Below are 25,843 nucleotides of genomic sequence, written 5' to 3' on the forward strand. Positions count from 1 at the left end.
GTACGGGAAATGAGGTCTGACATATTATGAAGATACTGCATATCGGAAATGAAAAAAATGTGGAGAATTACACAGCTAAGACACCCTTCACGGAAACCGCGGAGGTAGTGAACGCACCGCTGGGACTGACGGATGACGCATATGCGCAGATGGCACCGGACGCCGAGGTGATCATTGTAGACGCAATCACAGAAATCTCCGAAGGGCTGATGGAAAAACTTCCGGCCTTGAAAATGGTTCATTCAGAAGGTGTCGCATTCAATAAAATTGATCTGGCAGCAGCCGGAAGGCGCGGCATTTACGTCTGCAACTGCGCAGGCATGAACGCAAGGGCAGTGGCGGAGCAGACCCTTCTTCTGATGCTTGGTGTAGTCAAAAACGTGGTTTTCGGTGACCGGGCTGTGCGGGATGGCCGCCAGATGGAAGTCAAGATGGGCTACATGGGAGCCGGAAGCCTGAAGGAACTGGCAGACTGCAAGGTCGGCCTGATTGGTTTTGGGGCCATCGGCAAAGCAACGGCGGATATGCTGCATGCCTTTGGTGTGACGGTGTATTACACGAAACGTCACCGTCTGGATGCGGAGGAGGAAGCCCGGTATCAGGTGCAGTATCTTCCGATGGATGAATTGCTGAAGACCTGTGATATGTTAAGCCTTCACGTTCCGGTAACCGGAGAAACCATGGGAATGTGTAACCGTGAGTTTTTCGCAAAGTGCCGGAAGGGAAGCTATTTCATCAATACTTCTAGAGGGGAACTGGTGGACGATGAGGCGCTGCGTGAAGCTCTGGAGAACGGAACCATTGGCATGGCCGGACTGGATACGCTGGATCATGAACCGGTGCAGAAGGATCATCTGATCCTTTCCTGGCCGCAGGAAATAAAAGAAAAGATCTTATTCAGTCCGCATATCGGCGGCATCACAGGCAGCAGCTTTCGCCGCGGTTATGCGATGATCTGGGAAGATATTGAGAAAATTTCCGGAGGAGAAACACCGGGACATATTGTGAATCAGAAGGAACTGAACCTGGGATAAGTCAGAGTCAGAACATGCAAAAGAATAAAAAAGATTCGGGAGAGGCCATGAGATCATAGCTTCTTCCGAATCTTTTTGCATTTTGCTGATATTATACCTGCTCTGCAATTTCGTACAGCAGACGCTCGGAATCCTCCCAGCCAAGGCATGGATCCGTGATGGATTTGCCGTAGCAGTGCTCGCCGATCTTCTGGTTGCCCGGCTCAATGTAGCTTTCAATCATAACGCCCTTGACAAGTTTGTTTAAGTCTGCGGAGTGTCTGCGGCTGTGCAGGATCTCCTTGACAATGCGGATCTGTTCCATGTACTGCTTGTTGGAGTTGGAGTGGTTGGCATCCACGATGCAGGCCGGATTGATGAGGTCACGTTTTGCGTATAATTCGTGGAGCAGCATCAGATCCTCGTAATGGTAGTTTGGCAGGCACTGGCCGTGCTTGCTGACTGCGCCGCGCAGGATGGTGTGGGTGTACGGGTTTCCGTCGGTTTTTACCTCCCAGTCACGCATAATGAATTCGTGGCTGTGCTGGCCGGCCTGAACGGAGTTCATCATAACGGATAAGTCGCCGCTGGTCGGGTTTTTCATGCCGACCGGAACGTGACAGCCGCTGGATACCAGACGATGCTGCTGGTTCTCTACGGAGCGGGCACCGACTGCGATGTAGGACATGATATCATCTAAGTAGCTGACGTTGTCCGGGTAGAGCATCTCGTCTGCGGTGGAGAAACCGGTCTCTTTTAAGACGCGCATGTGCAGATGGCGGATGGCGTGAAGACCCTCAGCCATGCTCGGACGCTTCTCCGGATCCGGCTGATGGAGCATGCCCTTGTAGCCGTCACCGGTGGTACGCGGTTTGTTGGTGTAGACACGCGGTACAATGACAAGACGGTCTTTGGTCTTTTCCTGAACATCGATCAGGCGGCTGGTGTAATCCAAAACTGCGTCTTCGTTATCTGCGGAACACGGTCCGATGAGTACCAGGAACTTATCACTTTCTCCGCTGATGACTTTTTTTACTTCTTCATCACGTTCTGCTTTGCGAGCTACGAACTCCGCCGGAAGCGGGAACTGCTCTTTGATCTCTGCCGGGGTCGGCAGCTTGTTTATGAATTCGAATGCCATAATTGTTCTCCTCGTTTTGTAAATAATGCGCCGCAACAGGCTGTGCGGCAGTTCGTTTGTTATCATGACCGTGCGGATGAATTCACACGTTGACGCGTTAAAGCGTATTATAGTATGTCCGAGACAAAAATGCAAGCCCAAAATCAGCCAGATGTGGATATCATGTCTGCTTTGTGGTTTGTTTCGCTTTCAGGAATTCCATAATCCGCTGCGCGGTCAGTTGTGGTGTGCGGTCATTTTTTACCGTAAAGTCTGCATAAGTCCGGTAAGAAACCGCGCGTTTTTCGTAGCGTTCCCGCAGCTCCTCTTTGGTATTGTTTTTGATGAGCGGCCGGTCTGGGTTCTGCATGAGACTGCGGTAACAGGCTTCAAATGGCCGGTTTAAGTAGACAATGGTTCCTGCCTGAGAGAGCAGTGTTCCATTGCGCTCTGAGGTCAGCATGCCGCCGCCCGTAGAGATGACGCAGGGGGGATAGTCGGCAGTCTGCAGGGCAATCTCATGTTCCAGATCCCGGAAATAAGATTCTCCCTTTTCTGCAAAGACTTGCTGGGGCGTCTGTCCGGCTTGCTGTTCTAACAGTTTGTCGGTATCAAAGAAAGGGACGCCAAGCTGTTTTGCCAGTTCCTTTCCCACAGTTGTTTTTCCGCTGCTGGTATAGCCGCACAGAAAAACCGGTTTTGTTATCATGACACGATTCCTCGCTTTGTTTTAGAGTCATGAAAAATCATAACATTTTTATGGAAAGAATACAATCCCCCGGATTCTGTCTGAAGTTTTGAGAACGCGAACGAATAACTGCTATAACTAACTATTATAGTTTAAAGCTTTAACTCGACAAAGCTTTTGTTGAATCCGGCATTCTCCTGTGCTATAATCGAATCTGGCACTGCATGGCGCGGATATATGTTCTGTACGTATCCGGAGGACACCGTGCTGTGGGGAAGAACGTAACAAAATAAAAAGAGGAGCGTAGTAACTTATGAGAAAAATCATTGCACTGGCTACGGCAGCCGCAATGTGCCTGTCCATGACGGCATGCAGCGTTTCCGTATCCACATCCGAGACCACGAAGGCAGAAGAGTCTGCGGCAGAGACAACTGCGGCAGAAGCAGCAGAGAGCAGTGAGGCAGCAGACAGCGATCTGGTTGCAACTGCAGATTATCCGACCAAACCGATCAACATGATCATTCCTTACGGCGCAGGCGGTACCACCGATGTGTGGGGCAGAAAGCTTGCAGCCCTTCTTGAGAAATATTTAGGCCAGTCTATCACCGTTACCAACCAGGGCGGCGCATCCGGTTCTATTGGCTGCCAGTCCGTAAAGGAGCAGCCGTCTGACGGCTACACCCTGTTAGTCTGCGCAGAGACCATGGGTACTTATCGCACCATGAACATCTGTGACCTGGATTATGAGGACTTTACCGTTATCTCTCCGTTAGTTGGTGACCCAAAGGTACTGGTAGTCGGCAAGGATTCCAAGTACAACACCCTGGAAGAACTGCTGGATGACATCAAGGCAAATCCTGGAAAAGTAACCATGTCTCATTCCGGCCCTGGCGGAAGCGGCCACAATCAGGGACTTGTATTAAAAGAGCTTGGCTACGATGTCGCAATGACCAGCTTCGATTCCGGCAACGATGCCCTGCTTGGCGTTATCGGCGGACAGGTAGATTTCACCAACCCGAACATCTCCACTCTGGGCGGTTACATTGAGAGCGGTGATGTAAAACCGTTAGCAGTATTCTCCAATGAGAGAATGGAAGCGTACCCGGATATCCCGTCCTTCACCGAGGTGGTTCCGGAATCCGAGAAATACTTAAACATTCCGTATACCCTGTTAAGCTTTGTTGTAAACAATGACACCCCGCAGGAGGTTGTGGATGTATTAAAGGCAGCTACCAAGAAAGTATTCGCAGATCCGGAGTGGACTGATTTTGTAAAACAGAACGCAGCAGATCCGGTATTTGAGAAATACACCGACGAGGCATCCATCAAAGAATTCTACGATAACTGGAAATCTGTCATCTGCTGGTTGCAGTACGATAACGGTGTAGCAGAGAAGAGCCCGGAAGAGTTCGGTATTGCGAGAATTGAGGAGTAATCCATGAAAAACAAAGTATCTTCGTTAATTGCAGAGGGTATCTTATTTTGCGGGAGCGGCATTTTGCTGCTCTCGTATTCTCTTATGTCCTATGCAAAATCGTTTAATAAAGCCTGGAGCCAGTCTCCGTATCTGTTCCCGACCCTCGTAGGGGCGGCTCTGATCGGACTTTCTGTCTGGATCATGGGTCAGGGTGTCCTGGAGATGAAGCGGGCCGCAGCCGGAACAGCGCAGAAAGCTGCCGGGCAGCCGGTACAGGATACTGTGAAAACGCGCAGCAAACTGCTTTCGGTTCTTGTGGTCCTGATTCTTTGCGTGCTGTATTATCTGGTGCTGGGCGAGGTATCCATCCCGCGCGTCACCATCGGTATTTTATCCTTCAGCATTACCATCTCTATTTTTGAGGTGGCAACCGTGGTATTCCTGATTGCCATGATGGCATTCATGGGTGTGCGGAAGGTGTCAGTGCTGATTCTGGTGCCGGTGTGCACTTCCCTGTTTTTGAGTATTGCGTTCCGCACATGCCTGCATGTGATGCTGCCATAGAAAGGAGAAAAAACCGATGTTAGAAATGTTATCGATCGTAGATCTGCGGTTCCTCCTGATGGTCCTTCTGGGATCTGTGGCAGGACTGTTTGTCGGTGCCATTCCGGGCCTTTCCGTATCCATGGCAACGGCGCTTTTAGTTTCCATCACCTATACCTGGGATCACTCTGATGCTCTGGCCATGATCATGGGCGTGTATGTGGTCGGCGTGTTCTCCGGCGCGGTTTCCGCAATCCTGATCAATATTCCGGGCGCTCCGTCTTCCGTGGTAACCACGCTGGACGGCTACCCGATGTCTAAAAAAGGACAGTCTTATAAGGCACTGTTCACCGCAACCATTTATTCCTTCCTGGGAAGCGTATTCGGCTTTATTGCCCTGGGACTTCTGGCGCAGCCGGTATCCGCCATTGCGATCAAGTTCACCAAGATGGATTACTTTCTGCTGGCGCTGTTTGGTCTGGTGACCGTTGGCTCTGTCAGCACCAGAAATTATGCGAAGGGCCTTGTTAGCGTTATGATCGGCCTTGTCATCAGTATGATCGGCCTGGACCCGCTCATGGGCACCAAGCGCCTGACCTTTGGCATTCAGAATCTGGCGGGCGGCATCAGCACCGTTCCGGCCCTGGTTGGATTCTTTGGTTTCGCGGAAGTCTTAAGTGTTGTATACAATATGGGCCAGGAGCAGAACGTCCTGACTATGGAGAAAACAAAGGTCAGTTTAAAGGAAGTGCTAAAGCACTGGAAGCTGTCTCTTTACACTTCCACTATCGGAATGCTGGTGGGTGCCCTGCCGGGCGCGGGCGGTCCGGTGGCGTCCTTCATTGCCTACAATGAGGCAAAGCGTATTGTGAAGAATCCGGATGTGCCCTTTGGCGAGGGTGCGGTGGAAGGCATCATGGCCAGCGAGTCCTCCAACAACGCCTGCATTGGCGGTGCGCTGATCCCGATGCTGACCCTGGCTGTTCCGGGTGACGCGGTTACGGCTATTATTCTTTCCGTGTTCTATGTACACGGACTGCAGCCGGGCCCGATGTTTATCCGCAAGAATCCGGAAGCGTTTCACGCCATTCTGGTGGCCGGTATCATTGCCTGCTTTGCGCTGCTCCTTCTGGGACTTTTGGTGGCACCGCATATCAGCCGTGTGATCACTATTCCGAAAAATGTCATGATCCCGGTGGTAACCAGCCTTTGCGTGATTGGCTCCTTTTCCTGCAACAACCGCCTGTTTGACGTGGCGCTGATGTTCCTGTTTGGCCTGATCGGCTTTTTGATGCGCCGGTTCGATTATCCGGTAGCACCGCTGATTCTGGCTATGGTACTGGGACAGATGATGGATTCCAATTTCCGTCAGGCCGTGTCCCTGGCTTCCTCATCCGACCACCCGCTCATGTCTACCTTCGGACACTGGCAGACCATTCTTCTGGTGATCTGCATTGCCTGGGTGCTGCTTGGCAATATTCCGTGGACGAAGCCATATATGGAGAAGCTGACGGGGATGTTTAAAAAAGAGAAAAAGAAATGATTTGTGAAATGAAAGATCAGCATATGATCCAAAATGGATGATATGCTGATTTTTTATGGTTAGACTGATATGCTTATGATATAATGCTTAAGGAAGATGTCGCATTCAGGGCAATGAAAAAGAAAGTAGAATAAAAGTATGAAAAAAATGATTCATCAAATGACACTTGATGATTTTCACTTAGTAGAAGCTGTAGTGGAAAATTCACTTCCGGTTATAGAAAGGGAACCATATCAATTTGAAACATTATTTACAGACAGGACAGGACTGGAAGAACTTCACAATGAAAATTCTATGGTGATACTAGGCGATAGTCTGGAGGTAATGAAACAGATAAAAAGTAATTCTGTGAATCTTATCTTTGCAGATGCGCCTTATAATATAGGCAAAGATTTTGGCAATAACCAGGATAAATGGGATAATGTTCAATCTTATATTAGCTGGTGCAGATCATGGATTGATGAGTGCCTGCGCATTTTATGCGATACAGGAACTATGTATTTTATGACGGCAACACAGCATATGCCATATCTTGATGTTTATGTGTCTGAGCATTACAATGTTTTGTCCCGTATTATTTGGTCCTATGACAGTTCTGGGGTACAATCGAAAAGAATATATGGATCTTTATACGAACCTATTTTGATGATAAATAAATCATCCAAATCATCCTATACATTTAACTATCAGGATATTTTAGTGGAGGCAAAAACAGGAGCAAGGAGAAAATTGATCGATTATAGAAAAAATCCACCTCAGCCGTATAATACACAAAAGGTTCCTGGAAATGTTTGGAATTTCAATCGCGTGAGATTTAAAATGGAGGAATACGAAAATCATCCAACGCAGAAACCAGAAGCATTGCTTGAACGAATCATTAAAGCTTCATCGAATGAAGGGGATATTGTGTTAGATCCATTTGCAGGTTCCTTTACTACATCTGCAGTTGCTGCCCGTTTGGGCCGGATTGGTATAGGCATTGATATGAATGAAGAGTATTTTGAGATAGGACTGCGGAGAACGGGAGTAGCTGAAGAATATAACGGGAAAACACTTGTAAAAGAAAAAAAGCGTAAGACAAATGCAAAATCAAAGTATGTCAGGGGATAAAAATGAGAATAACAGAGCCATTTATATTGCAAATTTTGAAGGAAGATTTTCCGGATGATTATCAGGAAATCTATGACGGGAGTTTATTGTTACAGTATCTGGACAAAAAAATGAAAGCTGTTCATGGAAACAGCAAGACAAGAAGAAGTCTGGCGAATATTTATGCCATTTATTCCATTTTGCATTATTATAAGGCAGATTTTTATAATAAACCAGATCAATATCGCAAGTTTGACGGTTATGATTATATGCATTTGTTTAACTATTATCGTGGATTGTATGGTGGAAGCAAATTACAAAATCACGCATTAAATTCACGCGTGAACGCAGAATTTAAAAACAAGTTTCCATCCACAGTCAACTTGTTAATTGTGGTTGATAATGGAAAATACTTACTTCATATTGACTATTTATATGTGAGAAATATCGATATTAGTAAAACCTGCTGTAGAATTATAGAAAAATACATAGATCTTCTGGCTGCGAAAGATCATATGCTTCTTCAAATTCTGGAAAACATTCATATGCTTACAAATTATACCGATAAAAAAGCACAGATTCAAAAACTGCTTTCGGAAGATGCAGAGGCAAGGATTTTTGAAATTATCAGCTATGCGATATTAAAAAATCATTATAAAAATATCAAAGTTTATTTTGGCTATACGCGTGATGATGTGAAGGAAGAACGGCTTCAATTGTATAAAACAGGGAGAACCAATGCAAATGACGGCGGAATTGATTTTGTTATGCGGCCTGTTGGACGATTCTTTCAGGTTACGGAAGTGAATAATTATGACAAGTATCTTTTGGACATAGATAAAGTTATGCATTATCCAGTAACTTTTGTAATTAAGACGCAAGATTCAAAAGATAAAGTTAAGAAGGAGCTGGAAGAATATATTGAAGCTCGTGCAAATGGCATGGAAATTATACAAAAGCGCTACAGAAATGCAATAGAGGAAATCATAACAATCAATGAACTGCATGAGTGGATGGATGATTTAGGCAATGAAGATATTGATGGTATTATTCGGGATATCGATATTTATTATAGGTTAGAAATGAACCTGGATGCTGATGATGAAAATTAAGTAAGCAGAAAAAATATTTTTTGTGAGGAGGATATGATGAAACTTACATGGCTTGGACATTCCTGCTTTAAGATGGAATCGAACGGATACACAGTGATTCTGGATCCGTATGAGGATGACTATGTGCCGGGACTTGCGCCGGTGCGGGAGACCGCAGACGCGGTATTCTGCAGTCACGAGCATAAAGATCATAATGCAAGAGCGGTTGTGACTCTGAAACAGGACCAGACACCGTCACCATTTACCATCACGGAAATTCATACCTGGCATGACGAGGTGCAGGGCGCAAAACGAGGCGAAAACTGCATTCGTATTTTCGATGACGGAACCTACCGCGTGGCTCATCTGGGAGATCTTGGATGCGAACTGGAGCCGGAGCAGATTGAGCAGTTAAAAGGGCTGGACGCGGTGATGATCCCGGTGGGCGGCTTCTACACCATCGATGCAAAGCAGGCCAAAGTCCTTATCGATCAGATTCAGCCGCGGGTTACCATTCCCATGCACTACCGCGGGGCAGATTTTGGCTACGATGTCATCGGAACCCTGGATGAGTTCACGAATCTTTGCGACTGCGTTGTAGAGTATGCGGGAAATTCCATCGAACTGAATGGGGAGATGCTGCAGCAGGTGGCAGTGCTGAAGCTGAAATAGCAATATTATAAAGTAACGAAAATGCCAGGGGCGCTGAATTGACGCCACCTGGCATTTTCTGTACGGGAATAAATTTTTATTGTGCGTCCGCTACATCCTCTGGCATGGCGCGGAAGAATTTCACTACCATTGGCAGTGTGATGGCTGCGGCAACCGCATCTGCGATTGTTTGGGCCGTCTGGATGCCGAGAAGTCCCATGGTTTGGCTGAGAATCCACAGGACCGGGATGAAGATCAGTCCGCTTCGGATCATGGAGAGAAACGTCGCTTTTCCACTTTGCCCGATACTCTGGAACATCATATTTCCGCACAGGGAGAATGGCATGCAGAACAGGGCAAAGCACTGAATCCGCAGGGCAGTGATGCCGATGGTGATGACTGTCGGGTCATCCCGGAACATACGCACGATGGGAGCCGCAAACACGATTCCGACCAGGGCGGAAATGCTCATGACAATGAGACTGCTGCGGATGCTGAACCAGAAGGCTTCCCGCACGCGGCTGTATTTTTTCGCGCCGTAGTTGAAGGCGCTGACCGGCTGGAAACCCTGGCCAATGCCGAGGGCAATACAGAACAGGAACATGATGATTCTTGTTACAATGCTCATGGCCGCAATGGCGGCATCGCCATAAGGGGCAGAGCACTGGTTTAAGATCATCACGGAAATGCTGTTGAGGCCCTGGCGCATGAGGCTTGGGAAACCTGTGGTGATGATGTTTTTTACATCGGCAAAGCTGCGGGTCACATAGCGGATGTGGATGCGGCTCTGTACCTTTCTTCTGAGAAACGGGCTGATGAGAATGGCCATGCTGATGTACTGGGAGACCGCGGTGGAGATTCCGGCGCCCCGCACGCCCAGGTTCAGCCCGAAAATCAGGAACATATCCCCGAAGATGTTGAGGATGCCGCCGGAAGCCAGTCCCAGCATGGCGAAAAATGCCTTGCCCTCATACCGGAGAATGTTGTTCATGACACAGCTGGAGGCCATGGCCGGAGCCGCAATAAGGATCCAGGTACTGTATTCGATGGCGTGGGGCAGAATAGAATCCGTGCTGCCCAGAAGCCGCATGAAGGGTGCGTGAAATAAAAAGCCAAACGCGCCAATGACGGACCCGGCCAGCAATGACAGAAAGAAGCTGGTGGAGGCGAATACGCGGGCACTCTCCACATCGTGGGCGCCCAGCTTCCGGCTGATATTGCTTCCCGCGCCGTGTCCGAACATAAATCCGAAGGCGTTGATGATGGCCATCAGTGCGAATACCACGCCGGTGGCACCACTGACGCTGGTTCCAAGCTGGCTGACGAAAAAGGTGTCAGCCATGTTGTAGATGCTGGTCACCAGCATGCTGACGGTGGTGGGAAGCCCCAGCCGTAGCACCAGCTGGTGAACCGGTGTTTTTGTCATTTTGTCATATTGTTCCTGTGCACTGTCTCGTTCCATGTGTTTTTAACCCCTGTTTTATCGAAATTTGAAATTCTTCAGAATGTTATCCATACTCCGTTCAATGTGCTGTTCCATCTCTTTTCTGGCCTTTTTGGAATCTTTCTTTTTGATGCAGGTCAGGATATCCATGCGTTTCCGGGCGTCCAAGAGTTTTTCAATTAGTTTGTTTGCCTCCGGCATGCCGTTTTTCGCAGCGCGGGCCGCCGCCTCGGAGGAGATACCGCTTCTTTTTTAATAGAATTATAGTGTTGCAGGTTTTAGTCATTCAGCTTCCAGTTCTCCAGAAGCTTTAATTCGATTTTGGTTCCGTTTGGAAGGAAAAACCAGTGGTCATTGATGGCGGTGGTTGGATATGCTTTGATCTTCTCCATTGTTTCCTCTACAGAGTCTACTGCGATGGAGATGTGATCGTAGCCGTTCTGGTCGTCGGTGTTTACGTTCTCCACTTCACAGAGCTGAATCCCCTCTTTATACCAACATTTGCGGGCCGGCTTTTCACCGATTTCCCGCCACATATGCATTTCAAATACATCTTCAAAAAATTTCTGGGCGTCTTCATAAGAACTGGTGCGGACTGCCGCATGGTCAATTTTTGCCATAGCTTATTTTCTCCTGTTGTTTTTTCTTTAACGATAACGTATTTTCAGAAAAAAGGCAAATAGAAATTGCCATATGATTTCTATTCAGACTTTGTTATAATGTAGCGAGTGTAAGAGCGTGACAACGTCACGGGAACGAGAATTCTGTTTGGGAGAGATGATGGTGGAACAAGAAATAAAGTGGGAGTGGACAGACAGCACAGTGGAGATGATCCCATTTGGCCTGCTGGCCGGTTTTTATGGTGAAAAGGAAGTCCGTATCACGAAGCTGGCGGAGGATGGTTTTTGCTTTCGAAGTGTGGAGAAGTTTTGCAGTTTGGAGAAGTCATTCCGTCTTTGTTTTTATGATCTGAAGCAGGGCCGGTATCGGGAAATTCCGGTGATGTCTGCCGCCTGGCAGACAGAGCGGAAAACAGAATTTTTTATCAGTTATGCAGTGGCAGTACAACAGGAAGACTACCGGCAGGCAGTGCGAATGCTGTTTGGTCAGTATGACCGCTATATCCGGCTGAAACTGGCGGAGGATGACGGCGGCCTGGCAGAGCAGATGACCGGGTATCCGGCAAAAGAGGATGAAATTTTTGCGGATTCTTTTCGGGAGCAGATGGATGCGTGGTTCGGAAACGGCAAAAACAGGGAAAATTGTGAAGGAACGGAGCAGGCAGAGACTTGGAAATATGCAGTGATGGAACCAGCGCTGGCACTGGAACTGGACCACCCGAGTGTATACACACAGTTTTTAAAGCAGAGCATAGACGAGTTTTTGGCAGATTATCAGGAACGGTATCCGGTTTTTCAGGACTGGTTTCGGGAGAGAAAAGTGGAGCGGATCTATATTGGAAATGCCTTCTGCCATCTCCTTTTCCCAGAAGAAACAACGCTGTTTTCTATGCTGGACAAAGCCTGTAAGCTGGGGCTTAAGATAACGGTTACCTTCTCTTATGTGCGGGAATATCAGTTGAAACACATGGAGAAGCTGCTGAAAAAGCTGGAGCAGTGGTGCCGGGAAGAAAACACAAAACTGGAAATTGAAGTGAATGACTGGGCTATGGCAGATATGCTGAAATACAGTCTGCCAGATCTGATCCCATGTTATGGAAGAATGTTAAACAAGCGGAAAAAAGATCCGCGCATGCCATATAAAAAGGGCAATGTGGAACTTTTGCAGGAGAACAATCTCAATGCAGAGTTTTACCGGGAGTATCTGGAACAGGAGTTTGGAATCCACCGTTTTGAGTGGGAAAGCTGCGGCTATGAGCAGAAATTCCCAGAGCCGGCCGCCGGACGGAAGATGGAAAATCACCTGCATCTGCCCTTTTACCAGACCAACACTTCCCAGTACTGCACGCTGTATGCAGGGAGTGTTTATGGAGACCGGAGCAGGCAGCAACTTGTGACCAGCTGTGACCGGCGCTGCGAATGGCAGGCGTATCTGTATCCGCGTCATCTGAACATGGTGGGACATTACAATTCTCTGTTTGGAAAGGACTCTGAGATCTTGGAGCGGACTGGAATTGTGCCATATAATATGGAGAAGACAAGAGTATTTTGCAAAGAAAATCAAGTGGGAAGGCTGGTGCTGCCATGTTGGATGTGATGAAAATCGTGGCCGGGCTTGGCTCTCTGGATGAATATATCCGGTTTTGCGATGCCGGAGCGGACGAGTTTTTTGCCGGGTATGTGCCGTATGAATGGAATAAGAAATATGGAACCGTACTGCCGCTAAACCGTAGGGAAGTGCTCTGCAGCAATGTGCAGCTGGGGGCTTTTTCGGAGTTGGAAATTCTGGCAGCGATGGTGAAAAAATATGGGAAACCAGTGCATCTGACCTTTAATGCCCTGTATTATATTCCGGAGCAGTATCCGGAAATTGCGAAGATCATCCGGCAGTGTATGGAACTGGGATTTCAAAGTTATATTCTGGCAGATCCGGCCCTGATCTGTTATCTGAGACGGGAGCACATTGACTGCGAAATCCATCTGAGCGGAGAAAATGCGGAAGTGAACAGCCGGATGTTTTCTGTATTTCAGCGGCAGAAAATCCGGCGCCTGATCTTCCATCGGAAAAACCGTTTTGATGATATGAAATGCGTTGTACAGGCCGGGCATGGAGAGGAGTTTGAAGCTTTTGTATTAAATGAACTATGCCATTTTACCGGCGCATTCTGCAATTCCCTGCACTGCGATGAGATGGGCTATCTCTGCCGGGTGCCGTATCGCCTGGGGCCGGTAAAGGGCGGTGACTGTATGGCGGATCAAAGTGGAAGTGCATTGGAGGGGGCAGAGCAGCTTCTTTACGACGAAGACGGCTATCTCTGCGGTTTCACCGGCTGCGGCCTCTGCGCCCTGTACCAGCTTCAGCAGGCGGGCATCACCCATCTGAAATTAGTTGGCCGGGGAAACTACACGGACTTTATGGAACGCGACATCCGAAATCTGCGAAAAGCCCTGGAAATTCTGGAACAGTCCGATTCGGAAGAGGAATATCAGAAAAAAATGAAGCAGACTTTATTTTCGAAAGGGTGCAGCGGCAATTGCTATTACCGGGAGTGAATGATGCAAAAAAGGAATGCGAGGCAGCGAAAACCATGCATTCCTTTTCTGCCCGATTCATCTGGTATATCAGCTCTGTCTGCTTTCCATACTCTGGTGGATCAGATTCAGCACGTGGGCCAGATCCTTTGCGCCAATCTGTCCCGGTGCGGAAACTTTTCCGACTGCTCCAAAGGTTAAGGCAGAGCCGAAGACTTCCCCGCACAGACGGCTGATCATGCCAACTGGCCCCATGGACATGGTGATGAGGGGCTTTGTGGTGCGCCGGTCCATCTCCTCTGTAGCGGAAAGCAGAGTCAGCACATCTTTCCGGGACTGGGGCATTACGGCAATCTTTAAGATGTCGGCGCCCATCTGGTCCATTTTGGTGAGGATTTCCAGGATGGTTTCCTGGTCCGGGGTCTCATGAAAATGATGATTGGAGGCAACTACAGGAACACCTGTGCGGTGGGCAGCGGTCAGAATGGAACGGACGGTATCATCACCAGTAAAAATTTCCACATCGATGAGGTCTGCAAGGCCGCTTGCGGCTGCCTGGCAGTTTAACCGTTCATAGGCCGCGGCGGAAATCTCTTTTTCCCCGCCTTCCTTTTTGGTGCGGAAGGTAAAGAGGACAGGAATATCGCCCAGTACCTCATGGAGCGCCTGCAGAATGTGCACGGCGGCTTCCGGGTCTTCGGCCTGATCGAAATGGTCACAGCGCCACTCGACAAGATCCGGGCCGGATGAGATCAGGTTTCTGGCGGCAGCGAGAATAGAGTCTGGATCTTTTTCTACAATGGGGACACAGATTTTGGGAGTTCCTTCTCCAATCCGTGTATGTTTCACGACAACCGGCTGTTTCATATGGATTCCTCCTGAAAGGGTAATGTTTTTATGTCCGCCGAAATAAATCTGTATCAGCAGAATCTGTTCCGTCTATTATACCAACTGGAAGCTGGATTTGCAAAGAGGGAATCGCTCAGTCCATACAAGCATATTGTGAAAGGGAAGTCAAGTCTTGAATGAGAAATTTCTCTGCTATATAATGAGAATCCAGTGAAAACAATATGCAGAAACTGGAAACAGACTGCAAATTTAACGAACAGGTGAGGAATATGAACAGGAAGAATTTTGAAACCGTATTAGAACAGTATATCAGCCGTCTGGCAGGACTGGAGCAGGCAGATGACAGCGACCAGGTGTACAAGTGGCGCGCTGTAGGGTGTTTTAAGCGATTCTGGAATCTGGATGCGGCGGATTTTGCCGGAATGTTTGAGAAGGCCATGCGTGAGGCGGGAAACCTTCTGGATGACGCGGCTATGCAGCCGGTGGCAGGCCTTCGCATGCTTCTTGCGCGGGAAAATGAAGTTGAGTACGTGAGAGAGTGCTGCCGCTTTTTATTCAGTGATGACGGCGGAGATCTTCAGAAACGTCAGGACCGTGCGGATTTCTTTGCGGACAAGATCAACGAGCGTATCCGTTATTATGAGCGCGGAACCCGGAAGTATCTTCAGAACCGCGACCATGTGCTCTATTATCTGAATCTGTGGAAACCGGAAGAAAACTATATGTTTGACGCGGCCTCTGCTTCCGGCTGGGCTGCCTGTGTTGAGTATGATGGAGATTTCAGCAGCAAGAATTTTTCACTGGAAAGCTATTACCAGATGTGTGATGAGCTGCTGGATGCGATTCGTGAAAATGAAGAACTGACGGGGCTTTATAGCGACCTGTTTGAGGAAGAACTGGACGGCTACGATGACCAGATGCATATTCTTGTGTATGATATCATGGACTGTGCCAGCCTGTATCGTTACTATGCCGGCATGGACATCCGCAAAACTCCGTCCAGAGAGCGCACAAAAACGGCAGAGGCCAAAGCGGCTCAGGAGAAGCTGAAACAGGAAATCGAATTAAAAGAAAAACGCCTGAAAGAGCTGCAGGACAAGCCGGTGAATCTGCCGGATGTGGTAGGAAAACAGGTGCGTCATAAGACCTACGGAGCCGGAGTGGTCCAGTCCAATGACAACGGCACGCTGCTGGTTCATTTTGAAAAAGCAGATAAGAAGTTTAAGTATCCATCTGTATTTACCCAGGGCTTTTTAAGCTTTGCCGGTGAGGAAAGCCAGACCGGGGAGATGGCAGAATTTGAGGCAGATCAGAAGAAAAAAGCGGCCCTGGAAAAAGAAATCGCGCAGCTGAAAAAATCGCTGGGAAGCATCATGGCATAAAAGCCGGACTGAAAGACAGGAAAAAGGTAACTGTTCAGTACCCTCACAGTTACGGGCAAAAATCCATTGAAAATTGCCTTCGGCAATGGGATTTTTGCCTGCAAGCCCATGTTTTCATACGGTCAGCGCAGTGAATGCGCAGACCTACTGAACAGATACGGAAAAAGATCATATAGGGTATGAATAACGGCAAAATAAGAGCAGGTACCTGAAAAATCAGGCGCCTGCTTTTGTTACTACAGCTCTTTATTTCTGTTCCATTTTTCGTTTATAGCAGTCCCTGGGCCAGCCAATGAGGCAGATCAGGGCGAAGGTAGCCGTGGTCAGCGCAAAGGTGGAAAGCCTGGTGGGCATCCATTCCATGGGCTTTAATTCTACTCCGGTGGTGCGCAGGATCAGCTCCACAAAGAAGTAGAGGGCGAAGCTCTGAATGGAGAAAAGAAGCATGGAGCGGCGTCCGCAAAATTGCCAGAACCGGGAAAATACACTGCCGGATACAGCCGGGAGCGCGGCCAGCTTTGCTGTGAGAAGCAGTGCGAAGATACCGGAAAAAGCAGCACCAAAATAGTAAGGCGGCGCAGTGTAGCGGCAGTCGCAAAGATTTACGTAATCACTGAGTTTTGGACCGAAAAAGAAGCTTAATACCGCAAAAAACGGAATCAGAAAACCAGCGTATGGCATCATTTTTTCCAGAAGTTTTGTGCGATTTGCGTAGTATCCGGCAATCAGGAATACGGCAGCACAGAGGGCGGAATCTACCTTCCAGGGGAGGCGGTTCATGACTGGGATTAACGGGTCTGCCAGGCGGATATAAGTCCCTGCCAGTATCAGGGCAACAAGGGCATAGCAGCGCACCGTAATGCTTTTTTTGTCAAAGATCCGCAGCCAGATCAGGGCATATAGTCCGGCAAAAAACAGCGCAGGCAGAAACCAGAGCTGGCCCACGTAGATCTGCTGGGGCTGGCCGTAATAAAAAATCCATTTCAGAATGTGCTTCCAGCCGTATTCATCAATTGCCAGATGGTAGTAGGGCCGGATCGTGCAGATGGCCAGCGCGGTCATGGTAATGAAAAAATAGGGAAGGACGAGGGTGCGCCCCCTTTTTTTGATGTAATCCAGACAGGATGAATATTTTTCCGGCCGGAATGTCATGCCGGAGAGAAAGAAAAAGGCCGGCATGTGGAATGCGTAAATCCATCGGAAGATGGTGTGATGCATGGTTACCACATGGCCCAGCACCACCAGAAACAGGGCAAAGCCCTTGGCAATGTCAATATCGCTTCTTCGATTCGTACTCATTGGTAAATCCCCTTATTTTGCTAACATGATGCAGGACGCGCGCAGCTGTCCCGCTCAATCAGCCGGTGCGGCACCAGGATCTTGGTGGCAGGAAGTCCGGGATGCTCGATATGGCTGATCATCTGTGCGGCGGCTTCAATGCCAAGCTGACAGGAATTGATATCGATGGAAGTCAGCTGCGGCGAGGTGAGCCGTGCGAACAGTGAATTATTAAAAGAAAGAATGGAGATGTCGCCCGGAATGGAAAGCCCGGTTTCCATGCAGATACGCTCCAGGGTCAGGGCCAGGATATCGTCACTGACGACAATGGCGGTAGGACGGTCGGCAGACCGAAGCAGCGTATGTACCGGTGTGTCTTTATCGGCAGTGATGGACGGCAGCTCCACACAGTATTCCGGCTTAGGCATAATACCATGGCGGCTCAGCGCCAGCTGATAGCCGTTTCTGCGGTCAGCCGAAAAGACGAGGCTGTTGTCTACGCCCAGATAGGCGATTTTCCGGTGGCCAAGCTGGTAAAGATATTCGGTGGCCTCATCTCCTGCCAGCAGGTTGTCGTTATCAATGTAAATGGTCTGGTTGGCGTACTGGCAGGCTTTCCCAATCAGTACATAGGGAAGTTTTTCCCGGTGCAGGTATTCAATTACGGGATCGTTCTGGCGGGAATAGAGCAGGATAAAGCCGTCAGTCTGCCCGATGCGGGCCATGGAGCGGACGGCTTCCAGTACTTCGTCCTCATCCTGGCCGGTCACGATGGTGCTGATGTAATGCTGCTGGTTGCAGACCTGGCTGATGCCGCGGATTGCCTCCAGATAAAAGGAGTTTTCGTAGACCTCACGGGCGGATACCGGCAGGATAATGCCGATGGTGCGCGTGTTTCGGGATGCCAGGTTGCTGGCCTGGAAATTGGGTTCATAGCCCAGTTCTTTCATGGCATTTCTTACTTTGCGTTTCGTCTCTTCACTGATGGAAGGACTGTCTTTGCAGGTGCGGGAAACCGTAGAGGCAGATACACCAGCCAGTGCAGCCACATCCTTGATGGTCACGGACATGATTCCAGCTTCCTTTCTTTGTTAAAATATGGAACCGGATGGTTCGTCAGTTTCCTCTTATTTTACGGGATTGCGGAAAAAAAGTCAACAATGGCGTGCAAATTTATGCAAATGTTGCATGGAACATTGTTCGCAGGCACATGGACAATACGCACAAAAACGGCGCTAAAAAGTTGTGAAAAGTGGAGAAAGCACGGCGAAAACCAAAATTAGATTGCAATCCTCGTGCAGAACAGATATAATTAATGCAAACGGTTGCATTAGTTGCGCAAAACAACACAGGAGAATTACAGGACAGCACACAGGGCGCAGAACCGGTCAAAAAATATGAGGGGGATATTTTTATGAAGTGCAGCAAAATTCTTTCTCCGATGACAGGAGAAGCCGTGGGACTTGGCGAAGTTCCGGATCCGGTATTTTCCCAGAAGATCATCGGGGATGGCATGGCAGTGATCCCGTCTGAGGGAAAACTGCTCAGTCCGGTGGACGGCGAGATTGTTTCCGTGGCAGATACGAAGCATGCCTTTGGCCTGCGTACGGCAGAAGGCCTGGAGCTTCTGATCCATGTGGGGCTGGAGACCGTACATTTAAACGGGGAATGTTTTCAGGTTTTTGTAAAACCAGGTGACCAGGTAAAGGCCGGGGACCTTCTGTCTGAGGTGAATCTGGCATATTTAAAGGAACGCGGAATCAATCCCATCACACCGGTTCTGGTGTGCGGCGGCTTCAACGGACAGCAGTTAAACAGCACCGAGGGCCCGGTGAAAGCAGGGGAAACGGTGCTGATGGAGGTGCCAGAGAGCGCAAAGACAGCTGCGGACAACACAGAAAGAGCTGCAGACAGCGAAAAAACAGCTGCAAAGGCAGCAGAAAAGGCTGCGGATGGTGAAGAAACAGCTCCGAAAACAGCAGAAAAGGCTGCGGGGAACCCGGGCGGGAAGCCGTCACAGAAGCAGCGCCTGAATTTCAACTTTGATTTTCTGCAGAAGCTTGGCAAAGTCTTAATGACCGTCATTGCGGTTATGCCGGCAGCAGGCCTCATGATCAGCCTTGGAAAGCTGGTTCAGATGGCGGGAGCGGATCTCTCCGTGCTGATGACGGTGGGAAGCACGATGGAGAACATCGGCTGGGCCGTGATCAATAACCTGCACATTTTGTTTGCGATTGCGATTGGCGGCTCCTGGGCAAAGGAACGGGCAGGCGGCGCCTTCGCGGCAATCATTACCTTTATCCTGATCAACCAGATCACCGGTTCCATTTTCGGGGTGACCTCCGCTATGCTCAGCGATCCGGATGCGGTTACCCACACGCTGTTTGGCCAGGAAATCCTGGTAAACGGATACTTCACTTCCGTGCTGGGGGCTCCGGCGCTGAACATGGGAGTGTTCGTGGGAATCATTTCCGGTTTTGCCGGAGGCGTGATCTATAACCGCTACTACAATTTCCGGAAGCTGCCGGATGCTCTGGCATTCTTTAACGGCAAACGGTTTGTGCCGATGGTCTGCATTGCCTGGTCCGTGATCATTTCCCTGATCCTGGCCCTGGTATGGCCGGTTGTACAGTCCGGAATCAACGCGTTTGGTGTGTGGATCGCGAATTCTTCCTCCACATCTCCAATCCTGGCACCGTTCATTTACGGAACTCTGGAGCGTCTGCTGCTGCCGTTCGGCCTGCACCATATGCTGACCATTCCGATGAACTACACTTCCTTTGGCGGCACCTACACCATTGCGACCGGTGTGAACGCGGGAAGCCAGGTATTTGGCCAGGATCCGCTGTGGCTGGCCTGGGCAACGGACCTGATCAACTTTAAGAATGCGGGCGATATGGAAGCTTACACGAACCTTCTTACCACGGTAACACCGGCCCGGTTTAAAGTGGGCCAGATGATTGGAGCCACCGGCCTGCTGCTTGGTATCGCGCTGGCTATGTACCGCCGTGTCGATGCCGACAAGCGCCAGAATTACCGCTCCATGTTTTTCTCCACCGTGCTGGCCGTGTTCCTGACCGGTGTGACGGAGCCGTTAGAGTTTATGTTCATGTTCTGCGCGCTGCCGCTCTATGTGGTTTATGCGGTGCTGCAGGGATGTGCCTTTGCCATGGCCGGTGTGATCCATCTGCGTCTCCATTCCTTTGGAAACCTGGAATTTATCACCCGCATTCCCATGTCCTTAAAGGCTGGCCTGGGCGGTGACCTCATCAACTTTGTGATTTGCGTGGTGGTATTTTTCATCATCGGCTATGCGGTTGCTTACGTTATGATCGGAAAATTCGGCTTTGCGACTCCGGGACGCCTTGGAAATTATACCGATGAGTCGGCTCAGGAGGATGGCACGCAGACGGCTGGAAGCAGTGACGCGGGTGCCGGAACTAAAAAGGAAAACAGCCAGGCAGAACGCATCATTGCGCTGCTTGGAGGAAGAGAGAACATTGTGCTGGTGGATGCCTGCATGACCCGCCTTCGTGTTACAGTCAAAGATCTTTCCAAAGTGGCGGAGCTTCCGGAGTGGAAAGCAGAAGGAGCTCTGGGACTGATCAAAAAGGATCAGGGAATCCAGGCTGTGTACGGACCGAAGGCCGATGTGCTGAAATCCGATATCAACGATATCCTGTAAGAAAACAGGGGCTGTCGCACAATTGTTTCCGATACGTTCTGGAGACAATTGTGCGACAGCCCCGGGAGAAAAAGAGGACAGAACATGAAACTGATCACACTGAATACCCACAGCCTTATTGAGGAACATTACGAGAAAAAACTGCGTGCGTTTGCGGAAGTCATCCGGAAAGAAAAACCGGACATTCTGGCCATGCAGGAGGTGAATCAGCTGGCTGGCGGGGAAATCTGGCCGGATGAGGAGCTGCCTGGATTTGTGCGCTGCAGCGGCTTTTCTCTCCCCGTGCGGAGAGGAAACCATGCGGCAAGGCTTGCAGAACTTTTAAATGACTCCGGGCTTTCCTATTCCTGGACCTGGATCTCGGCAAAGCTGGGCTATGACCGCTACGATGAAGGCATGGCACTGCTCAGCTTATCACCCATCGCGGATACGGACCAGTTTCAGATCAGCCGATCCTCAGATTACCATTACTGGAAGACCAGGCGGATGCTTGGCATCCGCACGGAGGCGGCCCCGGATAGCTGGTTTTACACTGTCCACATGGGATGGTGGGACGATGCGGAAGATCCATTTGCAGGGCAGTGGGAACAGTTAAACCGGATCCTGCAAAAAAAGGGCAGACTGGAACGCGGAACCAATGTCTGGCTTCTGGGAGATTTTAACAGCCCGTCCGCGGTGTCCGGTGAGGGCTATGACTGCATCCGAAAGACAGGGTGGCTGGACAGCTATGTTCTGGCGGAGCAGAAAGATGACGGCGCGACCGTGGACCATGTGATCGATGGCTGGAGAGACAGGATGGCAGAAGGGGAGAGCTGCCGCCTGGATTATATTTTCAGCCGGAATCCGGTCCGCATCGGTTCCAGCAGAGTCATCTGCAATGGAACACGGTATCCGGTGGTGTCCGATCATTTTGGTGTTATGGTAACGGTGTCAGTATAGTCTGACCCTTTGAAATCAGGATAAACAATAAGGGAGTATTGAACATATGAACAGATCAGCAGGAATTTTGCTGCCGCTTAGCAGTCTGCCGTCGAAATACGGCATCGGATGTTTTTCAAAAAGCGCTTATGAGTTTGTGGACTGGCTGAAGGAAGCCGGACAGAGTTACTGGCAGATTCTTCCGCTGGGACCGACCAGCTACGGGGATTCTCCGTACCAGTCCTTTTCCACCTTTGCGGGCAATCCTTACTTCATCAGCCTGGAAGCGCTGATTGAGGAAGGCGTTCTGACAAAAGAAGAATGTGATGCAGTAGATTTTGGAACGAAAGCGCGGGATATCGACTACGAAAAGCTTTATCTGGGGCGCTATCCGCTGCTTCGCAAGGCCTATGAGCGCAGCCATATCCATACAAATCCGGATTACCAGAAATTTGTTGCCGAAAATAACTGGTGGCTTTCGGACTATGCCCTTTTCATGGCAGTCAAGGACCGGTTTGACGGTGCAGCGTGGACGAAATGGGCGGAAGACATCCGCCTGCGCTGGGGCAATGCCATGGATTACTACCGCAGGGAGCTGTACTTTGATATCGAATTTCAGCAGTATCTGCAGTATCTGTTTTACCGCCAGTGGAACCAGCTGAAGACGTATGCCAACGAGCGGGGAATCCAGCTGATCGGAGACATTCCGATTTATGTATCCATGGACAGCGCGGATGCCTGGGCGCACCCGGAGCTGTTTCAGCTGGATGCTGACAATGTTCCGCTTGCGGTAGCCGGATGCCCGCCGGATGGCTTCTCCGCGGACGGACAGCTCTGGGGAAATCCGCTTTACCGCTGGGATTATCACCGGGAGACCGGGTATCGGTGGTGGATCTCAAGACTGGCTTACTGCTTCCGTCTCTACGATGTTGTGCGCATTGACCATTTCCGAGGATTTGATGAGTACTATTCCATTCCGTACGGGGATACCTCTGCCGTGAACGGACACTGGGAGAAGGGGCCGGGCATCGATCTGTTCCGGAAGGTGGAGCAGGCCCTTGGCTGGAAGCAGGTCATTGCCGAGGATCTTGGGTACGTGACGGATTCCGTGCGCCGTCTGGTGCAGGAGAGCGGATTCCCTGGCATGAAGGTGCTGGAGTTCGCCTTCGATTCCCGGGATTCCGGCTGTGCTAATGACTATCTGCCGCACAACTATCCGGAAAATTCCGTGGCCTACACGGGAACCCACGACAATGAGACACTGGCGGGCTGGTGGAAGAGCATTACCCCGGAAGAGCAGAAGATGGCGCGGGATTATCTCTGTGACCAGTATACCCCGCAGTCAAAACTTGGAAAATCCTTTATCAGCCTGATCCTTCGCAGCAGGTCAGTTCTCTGTGTCATTCCGATGCAGGATTATATGGGACTGGACAACCGGAGCCGGATCAATAAGCCGTCCACCGTGGGAACGAACTGGAAATGGCGCCTGACAGAGTCTGATCTGACGGAGGATTTAAAACAGGAAATCCGCGGCATGACCCTGCGCTATGGGCGGATGAACTGGAACTGATTTCCCGTGCCGGATGGAAAACAGTGGCTGGCTGCAGGAAAACATTGGTTGAAAAAGCGGGAAAAAGCCTGTATAATTAGGTGCAGACCGTGAAGCGACAGGAATGCGGTTGACGGAAAAAGACAGGCGGAACGCAGAAGCTACGATGTGGAACCGCGGACAGGAGTGTAACATGAGTGAGGGAAAAGACAGACTGCTGCTGCAGATGAAAGAGGCAGAGGGAGCAGTTTACGTACTGATATCCGGATTTACCAAAGAACCATATGTGGAATGTGACGCAGAAACCTATGATGATAAGGTGTTTGTATATCTGGCAGAAGATACGGCCAAAGCAAAAGCAGAAGAATTAAAGGAAAAGCAGATTCCGGTAGGAGCTGCCAAGATTCTTTCCAGCCATATGCTTTTATTCTTTACAAACCTCTACACCATGGGTGTTAATGCGCTGGAAATCCATTATGATGACAAGATGGATCTGATCCAGATCGATGAATTCGCAAAGCGCAGAGAAGATCCGCAGCTGGAAGAGGGCAAGCAGTGGATTGAGAATCCGCAGCTTCATCTGACGGCGCTGTATTTTGCCCAGGAAGTGCGCAGACCGAAAGAAGTTCAGGATGAAAAGCGCATGGCACAGCTCCAGGAGGAGATGTCTGCCGACTTTATGAAGAGCAAATTTATCTTTGCGCTGCAGCAGGATGGCAACGGAACTCCGTTAGTTAAGCTGAACACCGGTGACAAATACCAGCTGGTATTCACGGATGCCGTGGAATTCAGCCGTTTTAACCGAAACAAGGCATTTAAGCCGGTGATTGTAGACGCGGCGCAGCTTCCAAAGGTATTAGATAAAGAAGCAAAGGGTGTTGTCTTAAACATCATGGGCGTGAACCTTCCACTGGCAGTGAACCGTCCGGTTCCGGTACAGCAGGACCCGGCAGCGCGGGCTCAGGCAGCGTCCGACCAGGCCATTGCGGCAGCCGCTTCCGCAGCGCTTCAGAGACAGGCTGCTGAGAAGAAGAACAGCGAAGAGGCCTGAGGCAGTTAAAAATTTGTTAAAAACAGGAAAATCCATGGCAGTTATTGAGAAAATCTGCTAAGATGGATTTAAGGGAAAGGGAGTAGCTGACATGCTGCCGATAAAGGCAGATGTTTGCAGAACCGTCAGTACGATTGGAAGCAGTTTTGCCTGACGCGGCGAAGCAGTGGAAAATCCGGTTTGCGACTAAGCAGCGAGACTTTCACCGTACAACGACAATGGTACGGTGGGAGTCTCGCTTTTCATGTTGTGGAAAACGAAAATCTGGCCGCTACTGACAGAAGGAGGATATGCTTATGAAAATCATCATGGAACTATTGCTTTTAGCACTTGGCTTTGGCATGCTGGTAAAAGGAGCGGACTGGTTCGTGGAGGGCAGTTCTGGAATTGCGGACCGCTTTGGGGTCCCACAGCTGGTGATTGGCCTGACCATTGTGGCCATGGGGACCAGCGCGCCGGAAGCCGCCGTCAGTATCACGGCAGCGCTGAAGGGAAACGCGGAGATCACCATTGGAAACATTGTGGGAAGCAATATTTTAAATATCCTGATTATTCTGGGAATCACATCCGCAATTGTGACCCTGGCCGTGGCAAAGTCTACGGTGCGGATTGAGATTCCGTATATGATCTTTATCACGGCTGTTCTGCTTCTGGCTGGATTCAGCGGGAGTGTGGTGAGCCGCGGAGAAGGCGCGCTGCTGTGGATCTTGTTTCTGATCTATCTGGCCTATCTTTTGTATATGGCAATGAGCGGGCGGCAGGACAACGTGGATGCGCAGGAGCTCCAGCCGCTTTGGAAGCTGTTTGCCGGTGCGGTCATCGGCCTGGTTCTGGTAGTGGCGGGAAGTGATGTAACTGTCGATGCGGCAACAGCCATTGCAAAGATGATCGGAATGAGTGAGCGTTTCATAGGCCTGACCATCGTGGCGCTTGGAACCTCGCTGCCGGAGCTGTTTACCTCGGTGTCAGCAGCTTTAAAGGGAAAGGCAGATATTGCCATCGGAAACATTGTGGGGAGCAATATCTTTAATATCCTGTTTGTGGTGGGAACTACGGCCCTGATCACGCCGGTGAGTTTTCAGCCCGGATTCCGGGTGGATACATTTGTGGCAATCGGCGCAGCGCTTCTTTTGCTGCTTGGAACCGTCCGGAACCAGAAACTGACCAGAAAAACAGGAATCCTGATGCTGCTTTGCTATGCCGGGTATTTTGTCTGGCTTCTGAATTCCTAAAACCGTAAGAAAACCGTCAGGTGCATGTGCTTGACGGTTTTTCTGACTGCTTCTATAATGGGAGATACGATTGCTGCGAAAACGGATTTTGCCGGCCGGAGATAAGGCCGGCGCAGATAAGACATGCGGACGCGTGTCGGGAGGATGG

The 25,843-nt window shown here is 49.8% G+C and carries 23 protein-coding genes; 15 read left to right on the top strand and 8 right to left on the bottom strand.

Translation table 11 applies throughout. The features are described from left to right. Positions 1 to 26 precede the first annotated feature (26 nt). Positions 27 to 1,034 (top strand): NAD(P)-dependent oxidoreductase, encoded by a 1,008-nt coding sequence (locus WMO41_RS04640; RefSeq protein ID WP_349228756.1) that lies wholly within the window; start codon positions 27 to 29, stop codon positions 1,032 to 1,034. 91 nt (positions 1,035 to 1,125) lie between these two features. Here WMO41_RS04640 and WMO41_RS04645 read toward each other — a convergent pair whose 3' ends face one another. Continuing rightward, positions 1,126 to 2,154, bottom strand: coding sequence for a 3-deoxy-7-phosphoheptulonate synthase (locus tag WMO41_RS04645; protein WP_349228757.1), 1,029 nt, complete (start codon positions 2,152 to 2,154; stop codon positions 1,126 to 1,128). Positions 2,155 to 2,314: 160 nt separating this feature from the next. Then, positions 2,315 to 2,842, bottom strand: coding sequence for a shikimate kinase (locus WMO41_RS04650; protein ID WP_349228758.1), 528 nt, complete (start codon positions 2,840 to 2,842; stop codon positions 2,315 to 2,317). A 292-nt stretch (positions 2,843 to 3,134) separates the two neighbouring features. Between WMO41_RS04650 and WMO41_RS04655 the strand changes: the two genes are divergently transcribed. The 6 genes from WMO41_RS04655 to WMO41_RS04680 all read left to right on the top strand — a co-directional run bounded on the left by WMO41_RS04655 (position 3,135) and on the right by WMO41_RS04680 (position 9,176). Continuing rightward, positions 3,135 to 4,256 carry a Bug family tripartite tricarboxylate transporter substrate binding protein gene (locus WMO41_RS04655; RefSeq protein ID WP_349228759.1) on the top strand — a complete coding sequence of 374 codons (1,122 nt, stop codon included), beginning with the start codon at positions 3,135 to 3,137 and terminating at the stop codon, positions 4,254 to 4,256. An 84-nt stretch (positions 4,257 to 4,340) separates the two neighbouring features. Next, complete coding sequence (locus WMO41_RS04660; RefSeq protein ID WP_494338426.1) at positions 4,341 to 4,802, top strand: hypothetical protein; 462 nt, start codon at positions 4,341 to 4,343, stop codon at positions 4,800 to 4,802. Between the two features lie 16 nt (positions 4,803 to 4,818). Beyond that, on the top strand, positions 4,819 to 6,324 hold the full coding sequence (locus WMO41_RS04665; protein WP_349228761.1) for a tripartite tricarboxylate transporter permease: 1,506 nt from the start codon (positions 4,819 to 4,821) through the stop codon (positions 6,322 to 6,324). Positions 6,325 to 6,462: 138 nt separating this feature from the next. After that, positions 6,463 to 7,434, top strand: a complete 972-nt coding sequence (yhdJ, locus tag WMO41_RS04670) for an adenine-specific DNA-methyltransferase (RefSeq protein ID WP_349228762.1) — start codon at positions 6,463 to 6,465, stop codon at positions 7,432 to 7,434. 2 nt (positions 7,435 to 7,436) lie between these two features. Beyond that, positions 7,437 to 8,525: a hypothetical protein gene (locus tag WMO41_RS04675; protein WP_349228763.1), complete on the top strand. Its 1,089-nt coding sequence runs from the start codon at positions 7,437 to 7,439 to the stop codon at positions 8,523 to 8,525. Between the two features lie 33 nt (positions 8,526 to 8,558). Continuing rightward, positions 8,559 to 9,176 (top strand): MBL fold metallo-hydrolase, encoded by a 618-nt coding sequence (locus WMO41_RS04680; RefSeq protein WP_349228764.1) that lies wholly within the window; start codon positions 8,559 to 8,561, stop codon positions 9,174 to 9,176. 76 nt (positions 9,177 to 9,252) lie between these two features. On the opposite strand, the gene WMO41_RS04685 is transcribed toward WMO41_RS04680, so the two are convergent. The 3 genes from WMO41_RS04685 to WMO41_RS04695 all read right to left on the bottom strand — a co-directional run bounded on the left by WMO41_RS04685 (position 9,253) and on the right by WMO41_RS04695 (position 11,219). Continuing rightward, complete coding sequence (locus WMO41_RS04685; RefSeq protein WP_349228765.1) at positions 9,253 to 10,617, bottom strand: MATE family efflux transporter; 1,365 nt, start codon at positions 10,615 to 10,617, stop codon at positions 9,253 to 9,255. A gap of 18 nt (positions 10,618 to 10,635) precedes the next feature. After that, positions 10,636 to 10,800, bottom strand: coding sequence for a hypothetical protein (locus WMO41_RS04690; protein ID WP_349228766.1), 165 nt, complete (start codon positions 10,798 to 10,800; stop codon positions 10,636 to 10,638). A 77-nt stretch (positions 10,801 to 10,877) separates the two neighbouring features. Then, positions 10,878 to 11,219, bottom strand: a complete 342-nt coding sequence (locus WMO41_RS04695; RefSeq protein ID WP_349228767.1) for a VOC family protein — start codon at positions 11,217 to 11,219, stop codon at positions 10,878 to 10,880. Positions 11,220 to 11,376: 157 nt separating this feature from the next. Between WMO41_RS04695 and WMO41_RS04700 the strand changes: the two genes are divergently transcribed. Next, the gene (locus tag WMO41_RS04700; protein WP_349228768.1) at positions 11,377 to 12,816 is read left to right on the top strand and encodes a hypothetical protein; all 1,440 of its coding nucleotides are present in this window, start codon (positions 11,377 to 11,379) and stop codon (positions 12,814 to 12,816) included. Next, positions 12,804 to 13,772: a U32 family peptidase gene (locus WMO41_RS04705; RefSeq protein WP_349228769.1), complete on the top strand. Its 969-nt coding sequence runs from the start codon at positions 12,804 to 12,806 to the stop codon at positions 13,770 to 13,772. Before WMO41_RS04700 ends, WMO41_RS04705 begins: the two co-directional genes overlap by 13 nt. A gap of 69 nt (positions 13,773 to 13,841) precedes the next feature. On the opposite strand, the gene aroD is transcribed toward WMO41_RS04705, so the two are convergent. Continuing rightward, the gene (gene aroD / locus WMO41_RS04710) at positions 13,842 to 14,618 is read right to left on the bottom strand and encodes a type I 3-dehydroquinate dehydratase (RefSeq protein ID WP_349228770.1); all 777 of its coding nucleotides are present in this window, start codon (positions 14,616 to 14,618) and stop codon (positions 13,842 to 13,844) included. A 251-nt stretch (positions 14,619 to 14,869) separates the two neighbouring features. On the opposite strand from aroD, the gene WMO41_RS04715 reads away from it, so the two are divergent. After that, positions 14,870 to 15,982, top strand: coding sequence for a hypothetical protein (locus WMO41_RS04715; RefSeq protein ID WP_349228771.1), 1,113 nt, complete (start codon positions 14,870 to 14,872; stop codon positions 15,980 to 15,982). A gap of 246 nt (positions 15,983 to 16,228) precedes the next feature. On the opposite strand, the gene WMO41_RS04720 is transcribed toward WMO41_RS04715, so the two are convergent. Further along, complete coding sequence (locus tag WMO41_RS04720) at positions 16,229 to 17,281, bottom strand: acyltransferase family protein (RefSeq protein ID WP_177291452.1); 1,053 nt, start codon at positions 17,279 to 17,281, stop codon at positions 16,229 to 16,231. A 20-nt stretch (positions 17,282 to 17,301) separates the two neighbouring features. After that, a complete protein-coding gene (locus tag WMO41_RS04725) occupies positions 17,302 to 18,330 on the bottom strand; it encodes a substrate-binding domain-containing protein (RefSeq protein ID WP_177291451.1) in 1,029 nt (342 codons plus the stop codon). A 344-nt stretch (positions 18,331 to 18,674) separates the two neighbouring features. Between WMO41_RS04725 and WMO41_RS04730 the strand changes: the two genes are divergently transcribed. The 5 genes from WMO41_RS04730 to WMO41_RS04750 all read left to right on the top strand — a co-directional run bounded on the left by WMO41_RS04730 (position 18,675) and on the right by WMO41_RS04750 (position 25,695). Further along, positions 18,675 to 20,945: a PTS transporter subunit IIBC gene (locus tag WMO41_RS04730; RefSeq protein WP_349228772.1), complete on the top strand. Its 2,271-nt coding sequence runs from the start codon at positions 18,675 to 18,677 to the stop codon at positions 20,943 to 20,945. 84 nt (positions 20,946 to 21,029) lie between these two features. Beyond that, on the top strand, positions 21,030 to 21,884 hold the full coding sequence (locus tag WMO41_RS04735) for an endonuclease/exonuclease/phosphatase family protein (protein ID WP_349228773.1): 855 nt from the start codon (positions 21,030 to 21,032) through the stop codon (positions 21,882 to 21,884). Between the two features lie 46 nt (positions 21,885 to 21,930). Further along, positions 21,931 to 23,433, top strand: a complete 1,503-nt coding sequence (malQ, locus tag WMO41_RS04740) for a 4-alpha-glucanotransferase (protein ID WP_349228774.1) — start codon at positions 21,931 to 21,933, stop codon at positions 23,431 to 23,433. 172 nt (positions 23,434 to 23,605) lie between these two features. Continuing rightward, entirely contained in the window at positions 23,606 to 24,463 is an 858-nt protein-coding gene (locus tag WMO41_RS04745) for an SseB family protein (protein WP_177291447.1), read from the top strand. Positions 24,464 to 24,759: 296 nt separating this feature from the next. Continuing rightward, on the top strand, positions 24,760 to 25,695 hold the full coding sequence (locus WMO41_RS04750) for a calcium/sodium antiporter (RefSeq protein ID WP_349228775.1): 936 nt from the start codon (positions 24,760 to 24,762) through the stop codon (positions 25,693 to 25,695). Positions 25,696 to 25,843: the final 148 nt, after the last annotated feature.

This window comes from Ventrimonas faecis, assembly GCF_040096075.1.
Classification (GTDB): Bacteria; Bacillota; Clostridia; order Lachnospirales; family Lachnospiraceae; genus Brotaphodocola; species Brotaphodocola faecis.

Bases quoted from the DNA above. Each gene is read 5' to 3' on its own strand.
- WMO41_RS04640 (WP_349228756.1), top strand. From the start codon at position 27: ATGAAGATACTGCATATCGGAAATGAAAAAAATGTGGAGAATTACACA.
- WMO41_RS04645 (WP_349228757.1), bottom strand. From the start codon at position 2,154: ATGGCATTCGAATTCATAAACAAGCTGCCGACCCCGGCAGAGATCAAA.
- WMO41_RS04650 (WP_349228758.1), bottom strand. From the start codon at position 2,842: ATGATAACAAAACCGGTTTTTCTGTGCGGCTATACCAGCAGCGGAAAA.
- WMO41_RS04655 (WP_349228759.1), top strand. From the start codon at position 3,135: ATGAGAAAAATCATTGCACTGGCTACGGCAGCCGCAATGTGCCTGTCC.
- WMO41_RS04660 (WP_494338426.1), top strand. From the start codon at position 4,341: ATGTCCTATGCAAAATCGTTTAATAAAGCCTGGAGCCAGTCTCCGTAT.
- WMO41_RS04665 (WP_349228761.1), top strand. From the start codon at position 4,819: ATGTTAGAAATGTTATCGATCGTAGATCTGCGGTTCCTCCTGATGGTC.
- yhdJ (WP_349228762.1), top strand. From the start codon at position 6,463: ATGAAAAAAATGATTCATCAAATGACACTTGATGATTTTCACTTAGTA.
- WMO41_RS04675 (WP_349228763.1), top strand. From the start codon at position 7,437: ATGAGAATAACAGAGCCATTTATATTGCAAATTTTGAAGGAAGATTTT.
- WMO41_RS04680 (WP_349228764.1), top strand. From the start codon at position 8,559: ATGATGAAACTTACATGGCTTGGACATTCCTGCTTTAAGATGGAATCG.
- WMO41_RS04685 (WP_349228765.1), bottom strand. From the start codon at position 10,617: ATGGAACGAGACAGTGCACAGGAACAATATGACAAAATGACAAAAACA.
- WMO41_RS04690 (WP_349228766.1), bottom strand. From the start codon at position 10,800: ATGCCGGAGGCAAACAAACTAATTGAAAAACTCTTGGACGCCCGGAAA.
- WMO41_RS04695 (WP_349228767.1), bottom strand. From the start codon at position 11,219: ATGGCAAAAATTGACCATGCGGCAGTCCGCACCAGTTCTTATGAAGAC.
- WMO41_RS04700 (WP_349228768.1), top strand. From the start codon at position 11,377: ATGATGGTGGAACAAGAAATAAAGTGGGAGTGGACAGACAGCACAGTG.
- WMO41_RS04705 (WP_349228769.1), top strand. From the start codon at position 12,804: ATGTTGGATGTGATGAAAATCGTGGCCGGGCTTGGCTCTCTGGATGAA.
- aroD (WP_349228770.1), bottom strand. From the start codon at position 14,618: ATGAAACAGCCGGTTGTCGTGAAACATACACGGATTGGAGAAGGAACT.
- WMO41_RS04715 (WP_349228771.1), top strand. From the start codon at position 14,870: ATGAACAGGAAGAATTTTGAAACCGTATTAGAACAGTATATCAGCCGT.
- WMO41_RS04720 (WP_177291452.1), bottom strand. From the start codon at position 17,281: ATGAGTACGAATCGAAGAAGCGATATTGACATTGCCAAGGGCTTTGCC.
- WMO41_RS04725 (WP_177291451.1), bottom strand. From the start codon at position 18,330: ATGTCCGTGACCATCAAGGATGTGGCTGCACTGGCTGGTGTATCTGCC.
- WMO41_RS04730 (WP_349228772.1), top strand. From the start codon at position 18,675: ATGAAGTGCAGCAAAATTCTTTCTCCGATGACAGGAGAAGCCGTGGGA.
- WMO41_RS04735 (WP_349228773.1), top strand. From the start codon at position 21,030: ATGAAACTGATCACACTGAATACCCACAGCCTTATTGAGGAACATTAC.
- malQ (WP_349228774.1), top strand. From the start codon at position 21,931: ATGAACAGATCAGCAGGAATTTTGCTGCCGCTTAGCAGTCTGCCGTCG.
- WMO41_RS04745 (WP_177291447.1), top strand. From the start codon at position 23,606: ATGAGTGAGGGAAAAGACAGACTGCTGCTGCAGATGAAAGAGGCAGAG.
- WMO41_RS04750 (WP_349228775.1), top strand. From the start codon at position 24,760: ATGAAAATCATCATGGAACTATTGCTTTTAGCACTTGGCTTTGGCATG.